Source organism: Streptococcus oralis subsp. oralis, assembly GCF_000960035.1.
Classification (GTDB): Bacteria; Bacillota; Bacilli; order Lactobacillales; family Streptococcaceae; genus Streptococcus; species Streptococcus oralis_G.
Genome location: NZ_JYGR01000004.1, coordinates 108,488 through 114,487 on the forward strand (window position 1 = coordinate 108,488; position 6,000 = coordinate 114,487).

Below are 6,000 nucleotides of genomic sequence, written 5' to 3' on the forward strand. Positions count from 1 at the left end.
ATTCCCTCCTCAAAAATTTGACAATCAAATATTTCTCCTATCTTATCATTTTTAAGAGGATTTGTCACGGATTATGCAAAGACCTTCTTCAAAACTTCCTGAATCGTTGTCACACCAATGACTTCAATTTCCTTGGGTGGAGTGATTCCTGTCAAGGAATTCTTGGGTACATAAATCTTGGTAAAGCCCAGTTTTGCCGCTTCATTGATACGTTGTTCGATACGATTCACGCGCCGAATTTCTCCAGTTAAGCCCAGTTCACCCACAAAACATTCCTGAGGATTGGTAGGCTTGTCCTTGTAACTAGAGGCAATAGCCACTGCAACGGCTAAGTCAATAGCAGGCTCATCCAATTTCACGCCACCAGCAGATTTGAGATAGGCATCCTGATTTTGTAAGAGAAGCCCTGCTCGTTTTTCCAAAACAGCCATAATCAGACTTGCACGATTGAAATCAAGTCCTGTCGTCGTGCGTTTAGCATTTCCAAACATGGTTGGTGTTACCAAAGCCTGAACCTCCGCCAAAATCGGACGAGTCCCTTCCATGGTCACAACGATTGACGAGCCAGTAGCCCCATCCAAACGCTCCTCTAGGAAAACTTGACTCGGATTGAGTACCTCAACCAATCCGCCCGACTGCATCTCAAAGATGCCAATCTCATTAGTGGAACCAAAACGGTTTTTGACTGCTCTCAAGATACGAAAGGTATGGTGGCGCTCCCCTTCAAAGTAAAGCACCGTATCCACCATATGCTCCAACATACGCGGACCTGCCAAGGTTCCTTCCTTAGTCACATGTCCTACGATAAAGATAGCAATGTTATTAGTCTTCGCCAACTGCATGAGTTCAGCTGTCACCTCACGCACCTGAGACACAGATCCTTGCACCCCTGAAATTTCAGGAGACATAATCGTCTGGATAGAGTCGATGATGAGAAAATCTGGTTGGATGCGCTCCACCTCGGATCGAACACTCTGCATATTGGTCTCTGCATAGAGATAAAACTCGCTATCAATATCCCCCAAGCGCTCTGCACGGAGTTTAATCTGCTGGGCAGACTCCTCCCCACTGACATAGAGAACAGTCCCTACTTGGGACAGCTGAGTCGATACTTGTAAGAGAAGGGTTGATTTCCCAATCCCTGGATCCCCACCGATAAGGACGAGACTCCCTGGTACCACTCCGCCTCCAAGTACACGGTTGAATTCCTCCATCTCCGTCTTGGTTCGATTGACATTGATGGAAGTCACCTCAGCCAGTTTCATGGGCTTGGTTTTCTCACCTGTCAAGGACACACGCGCATTTTTGACTTCTGCGACCTCAACTTCTTCTACAAAAGAAGACCAGGCTCCACAGTTTGGACAGCGTCCTAAATACTTAGGTGAATTATATTCACAATTTTGACACACAAATGTCGCTTTTTTCTTCGCTATAATTCTAATCCTCTCATTTTAAAATTTCTTATTAATTTTTATATTAATGACTATTTCTTTTCAAAACAGTGAGTCCGCCATCATCCGCATGGACATAATACTGACCATCAGGGCTAAATCCAAAAATATAGGGTAAACAACCTTTATAGATTTGACTTCTATCTTCCTTATCTTTTTCCCAATAAATAGTTAAAATGGGATAATCTTCAGATTGGTCTTTATCCATTTTCACTCTGATGTCTTTGTCATTATCCAGAGGGAGATTTCCACCGTATTGACCAGCGATAGGGATAGGTGAATCATATCCCTCACACATGGCTACTAACTCTACCTCATCGTAATCTCCGTCTATCGGTGTTACTTGCCCATTTTCGCTATCAATGATTGACATGTAGTCTGAAGAAATACACAGAATTTTATGATAGGCATCAGGGAGAAATGCTAGGTAAAGAAACCCTCCAATACTAATCTCAAAAATCTTCTTATACCCTCGACAATTCTCGGCGCTAAAAGCCTGAAAATCCTTATAACTCATTTCATTGTGCTTCTTTCTAAATCTCTATCTCACACTCAATCACTTGGCAAAAATCAATCTTCTCATTTGGAACAAACTGGCGCATGAGCATTCGATGAGCGACAACTACCACAGTCTGGTAGTCTCTATACTTAGCCATACATTCTAGAAACCGAGACTTCATTTCCGTAGCTGTCTCATATTGAATAGGACTATTAGGAGGTAAGGACCCATTATTATCTAGAAACAGAGTACGAGCTTTTTCAAAATTCTCTACGCCACTTTCATAGACTTGCCATTCATGCAATAATGGCTCCACCCTCAAAGGAAGGCCAGTAGCACAAGATACATAAAAAGCCGTTTCTAAAGCTCTCGTTACTGCTGAAGTCACTAGTAGATTAGCCGATTGTAACAAAGGGTTTTGCCAAAGTTCCTGAGCTTGTTGCCGTCCTTTCTCAGATAAAGGTGCTAAATCCATCCCAAAACCTGTATAAGAACGTTCCTCTAACTCACGATAATCTGGCTCCCCATGACGTACAAAGATAATCTTCATCTTAGTGCCCAGTCGAACCAAATCCACCTGTCCGAACACCGTATGCCTCATCTCCATCTGCAATTAAGAATGGAGCAAAGACAGCCTGGACCACACGTTCCCCAACTTCAAGAATAACCTCTTGGTCTGTAATATTCTTCATCTGCGCAAAAATATGTCCCTCATTCCCAGGATTTCCATAATAATCCCCATCAATGACCCCCACAGAGTTGATCAAGACCAAGCCCTTCTTGCGAGGGTTTGATGAACGGTCATAGAGATAGAGCACTTCTGTCGGCTGCATATAGGCCTTAACCCCTGTCGGAACCAAAACAATCTCTCCTGGCGCAATAACCGTACGCACAGCAACCTTTAAGTCGTAACCAGCCGCGTGAGCTGTCTCTCGTTTCGGCAATAAATTTTCGTCTGTAAAACTCGAAACCAATTCAAAACCACGAATTTTCATATTTTTCTCTTTTCTATAATCATTTATTCTAGGCTATTTTATCTTATTTATTCGAAAAAAGCACGAAAAAAGAGCACACAATTCACACTCGCTTAGGGCTGCTGGATTCCTCCCCTGACCCGCTTCACGCAGAACTGTTGCTCCACTATTTATTATACCACATTCCCCTCGATTTTTAAAGAGAAATTATTTTTTCCGTCGATTTCGGAAAAAATCCTGCATAATCGCTGCACAGTCATCTTCCAAAATTCCCGTTTCCACCTCTACACGATGATTGAGACGCTCATCTGTCAAAATATTATACAGACTTCCAGCTGCACCAAATTTCTGGTTTTTAGCCCCGTAAACTACGTTTGGAATACGGGCAAGCCCAATCGCACCACTACACATAACACAAGGCTCAATGGTCACAAAAAGCGTACAATCAAGCAGTCTCCAACTCTCTTCACTCACATTCGCATTCTCTATAGCCATAATTTCTGCATGCATGACCGCCCGTTGCAACTCCTCGCGCGCATTATGCCCCCTACCAATGATTTCTCCATCCTTGACAATCACACAACCAATTGGAATTTCATCGTGTTCTAAGGCGATCTCAGCCTCTCTCAAAGCCTCTCTCATAAAGGCTTCTTTTTCTTCAACTGTATAATTCATCGTTTTTCTCTTTTCCTACTTGTCGATTTTATTATTATATCATGATTCTCAACACAAAAAAAGCCACCGAATGCGGTGACTTAATAGGGAGATTATTATGAAAAAGAAAAGTTTAGGATATTTGTTACAACAAGTTAGGAGGTCTTCTTGTAACTGTCTATAGTATACCCAACCTGTCTTAAACTAATCTTAAAAATCTCCTATGACCAAACACTTTCTAAAATATTAGTTTGTTCACGACCAGGTCCTACTGAGAAAGTTGAGATACGAACACCAACCAATTCGCTTACACGACGAACATAGTTACGTGCATTCTCAGGAAGGTCTTCCAAATTACGGACTCCAGTGATGTCTTCTGACCAACCTGGCAATTCCTCGTAGATAGGCTTGCAGCGTTTCAACTGCTCAAGACTAGCAGGATAGTAATCAATACGTTGACCATCAAGATCATAGGCGACACAGATTTTCACAGTATCCAAACCACTCAAAACATCGATAGAGTTCAATGAAAGATTGGTAATCCCAGATACACGGCGGCTGTGACGCATCACAACTGAGTCAAACCAACCCACACGACGTGGACGACCAGTTGTTGTACCGTATTCATGACCTACTTCACGGATGCGATTTCCCACTTCATCAAATAATTCAGTTGGGAAAGGTCCGTCTCCTACACGACTTGTGTAAGCTTTACAGACACCTACAACCTTGTCAATCTTACTTGGACCAACACCAGACCCAATTGTCACACCACCAGCGACAGGGTTTGAAGAAGTAACAAATGGATAAGTCCCTTGATCAATGTCCAACATGACACCTTGCGCACCTTCAAATAGTACACGTTTGCCATTATCAAGCGCATCGTTCAAGATAACAGATGTATCTGTCACATACTGCTTGATTTGTTGGCCATACTCGTAGTACTCTTCAAAAATATCATCAATTGAAATAGGAGTACTGTCATATAATTTTTCAAACAGACGATTCTTCTCCGTAAGATTGCGTTCCAAACGCTCACGAAAAATTTCTTTATCCAAAAGATCTGCAATACGAATTCCAACACGAGCAGCTTTATCCATATAGGCTGGACCGATTCCCTTGATTGTAGTACCAATTTTATTGTCGCCCTTAGCTTCCTCTTGCAAACGGTCTAATTCAATGTGATATGGTAAAATGACATGCGCACGATCCGAAATGCGCAAATTATCTGTTGTCACACCTTCTTCATGAAGATAAGTCAACTCTTTTACTAGAGATTTAGGGTTTACAACCATCCCATTCCCAATAACAGAGATTTTTTCAGGAAAGAAAATTCCAGATGGAATCAAGTGCAACTTAAATTTCTTACCATCAATCACAATCGTGTGACCAGCATTATCACCACCTTGATAACGAGCAATTACCTCTGCATTAGCTGAAAGAAAATCTGTAATTTTCCCTTTACCTTCATCACCCCATTGGGTACCTACAACAACAACTGAAGTCATAATAAAATTCGTCTGAGCTACTAGCAGCTCGTCCTTTCTCATATACATGGCAGGAATCTCACCCGCAATTATATCTTACAATTTATTATAAGAAAAAAACACTATTTTATCAAGAAGAAACAGTAGAAAAGATTTGGAAATTCTCTCATTTCTAAATACAGAAGCCTTTTATTATAAGCTAATTCTATATTTTTTAAAAACTAGCTACAACTATCGTTCGTAATTATGATATAGATGCTTCCTATTGGATGAGGGTTATACCACCTTGCAGGAATTTATCTAGATATAGACGATAAGCTGTTTTAAAGTGATATAGTGAAAAGTCCCTATCACTTTTTATTTTAAATCGGATTAAGTAATATAGTAAAAAACGAAGATGAAGTGATTCCCACTCTGAACAACTCTGGCCTAAAGAGGCATATTCTTGTTCAACTAGTTTCAAAAAGACAAATGCTCGATCATAAAATTTCTGAAGCATATAAAAATTCCCTTTCTTATTAGTAACACTAGTCTAACAAAAAAAGGAACTAAAAAAGCTTCAAATCCTATAAAAGAAGAATTTAGGGCTAAACGAACTAAAAATAAAATAAAGAGGTAATTATAGATTTAAAAATTAAAATTTGAAATTTCAACAGTCCATTATATTTATAAATAAAAAAACGCTCAGTTGAACGTTTCGATTTATACTCCGCCAGTAGGACTCGAACCTACGACATCATGATTAACAGTCATGCGCTACTACCAACTGAGCTATGGCGGATAAAAGCTAAGCGACTTCCATATCTCACAGGGGGCAACCCCCAACTACTTCCGGCGTTCTAGGGCTTAACTACTGTGTTCGGCATGGGTACAGGTGTATCTCCTAGGCTATCGTCACTTAACTCTGAGTAATACCTACTCAAAATTGAATATCT

General features: G+C 40.7%; 7 protein-coding genes, 1 tRNA gene, 1 rRNA gene and 1 other RNA gene. All 10 read right to left on the reverse strand.

The window, feature by feature from the left end; all coding sequences use genetic code 11:
- Positions 1-71: 71 nt before the first annotated feature.
- On the reverse strand, positions 72-1,436 hold the full coding sequence (gene radA, locus TZ92_RS03130; RefSeq protein ID WP_198921227.1) for a DNA repair protein RadA: 1,365 nt from the start codon (positions 1,434-1,436) through the stop codon (positions 72-74).
- A 40-nt stretch (positions 1,437-1,476) separates the two neighbouring features.
- Positions 1,477-1,968, reverse strand: coding sequence for a hypothetical protein (locus TZ92_RS03135; RefSeq protein WP_033629132.1), 492 nt, complete (start codon positions 1,966-1,968; stop codon positions 1,477-1,479).
- Positions 1,969-1,984: 16 nt separating this feature from the next.
- Positions 1,985-2,500: a histidine phosphatase family protein gene (locus TZ92_RS03140; RefSeq protein ID WP_033629131.1), complete on the reverse strand. Its 516-nt coding sequence runs from the start codon at positions 2,498-2,500 to the stop codon at positions 1,985-1,987.
- A 1-nt stretch (position 2,501) separates the two neighbouring features.
- Positions 2,502-2,945 carry a dUTP diphosphatase gene (locus TZ92_RS03145; RefSeq protein ID WP_033629130.1) on the reverse strand — a complete coding sequence of 148 codons (444 nt, stop codon included), beginning with the start codon at positions 2,943-2,945 and terminating at the stop codon, positions 2,502-2,504.
- A gap of 59 nt (positions 2,946-3,004) precedes the next feature.
- An RNA gene (gene ffs, locus TZ92_RS09550) (signal recognition particle sRNA small type) lies at positions 3,005-3,099 on the reverse strand.
- A gap of 32 nt (positions 3,100-3,131) precedes the next feature.
- Positions 3,132-3,599, reverse strand: a complete 468-nt coding sequence (tadA, locus tag TZ92_RS03150) for a tRNA adenosine(34) deaminase TadA (RefSeq protein WP_033629129.1) — start codon at positions 3,597-3,599, stop codon at positions 3,132-3,134.
- Between the two features lie 200 nt (positions 3,600-3,799).
- Positions 3,800-5,086 carry an adenylosuccinate synthase gene (locus tag TZ92_RS03155; RefSeq protein ID WP_033629223.1) on the reverse strand — a complete coding sequence of 429 codons (1,287 nt, stop codon included), beginning with the start codon at positions 5,084-5,086 and terminating at the stop codon, positions 3,800-3,802.
- 241 nt (positions 5,087-5,327) lie between these two features.
- Positions 5,328-5,564 (reverse strand): sigma(X)-activator ComW, encoded by a 237-nt coding sequence (gene comW, locus TZ92_RS10170; protein WP_033629128.1) that lies wholly within the window; start codon positions 5,562-5,564, stop codon positions 5,328-5,330.
- A 208-nt stretch (positions 5,565-5,772) separates the two neighbouring features.
- Positions 5,773-5,846: transfer RNA gene (locus TZ92_RS03165), tRNA-Asn, on the reverse strand.
- A gap of 5 nt (positions 5,847-5,851) precedes the next feature.
- Positions 5,852-5,967 (reverse strand): 5S ribosomal RNA (gene rrf, locus TZ92_RS03170).
- Between the last annotated feature and the right edge of the window lie 33 nt (positions 5,968-6,000).

Excerpts from the sequence above, each read along its gene's own strand:
- TZ92_RS03135 (WP_033629132.1), bottom strand. The coding sequence starts at position 1,968 with ATGAGTTATAAGGATTTTCAGGCTTTTAGCGCCGAGAATTGTCGAGGG.
- TZ92_RS03140 (WP_033629131.1), bottom strand. The coding sequence starts at position 2,500 with ATGAAGATTATCTTTGTACGTCATGGGGAGCCAGATTATCGTGAGTTA.
- TZ92_RS03145 (WP_033629130.1), bottom strand. The coding sequence starts at position 2,945 with ATGAAAATTCGTGGTTTTGAATTGGTTTCGAGTTTTACAGACGAAAAT.
- tadA (WP_033629129.1), bottom strand. The coding sequence starts at position 3,599 with ATGAATTATACAGTTGAAGAAAAAGAAGCCTTTATGAGAGAGGCTTTG.
- TZ92_RS03155 (WP_033629223.1), bottom strand. The coding sequence starts at position 5,086 with ATGACTTCAGTTGTTGTTGTAGGTACCCAATGGGGTGATGAAGGTAAA.
- comW (WP_033629128.1), bottom strand. The coding sequence starts at position 5,564 with ATGCTTCAGAAATTTTATGATCGAGCATTTGTCTTTTTGAAACTAGTT.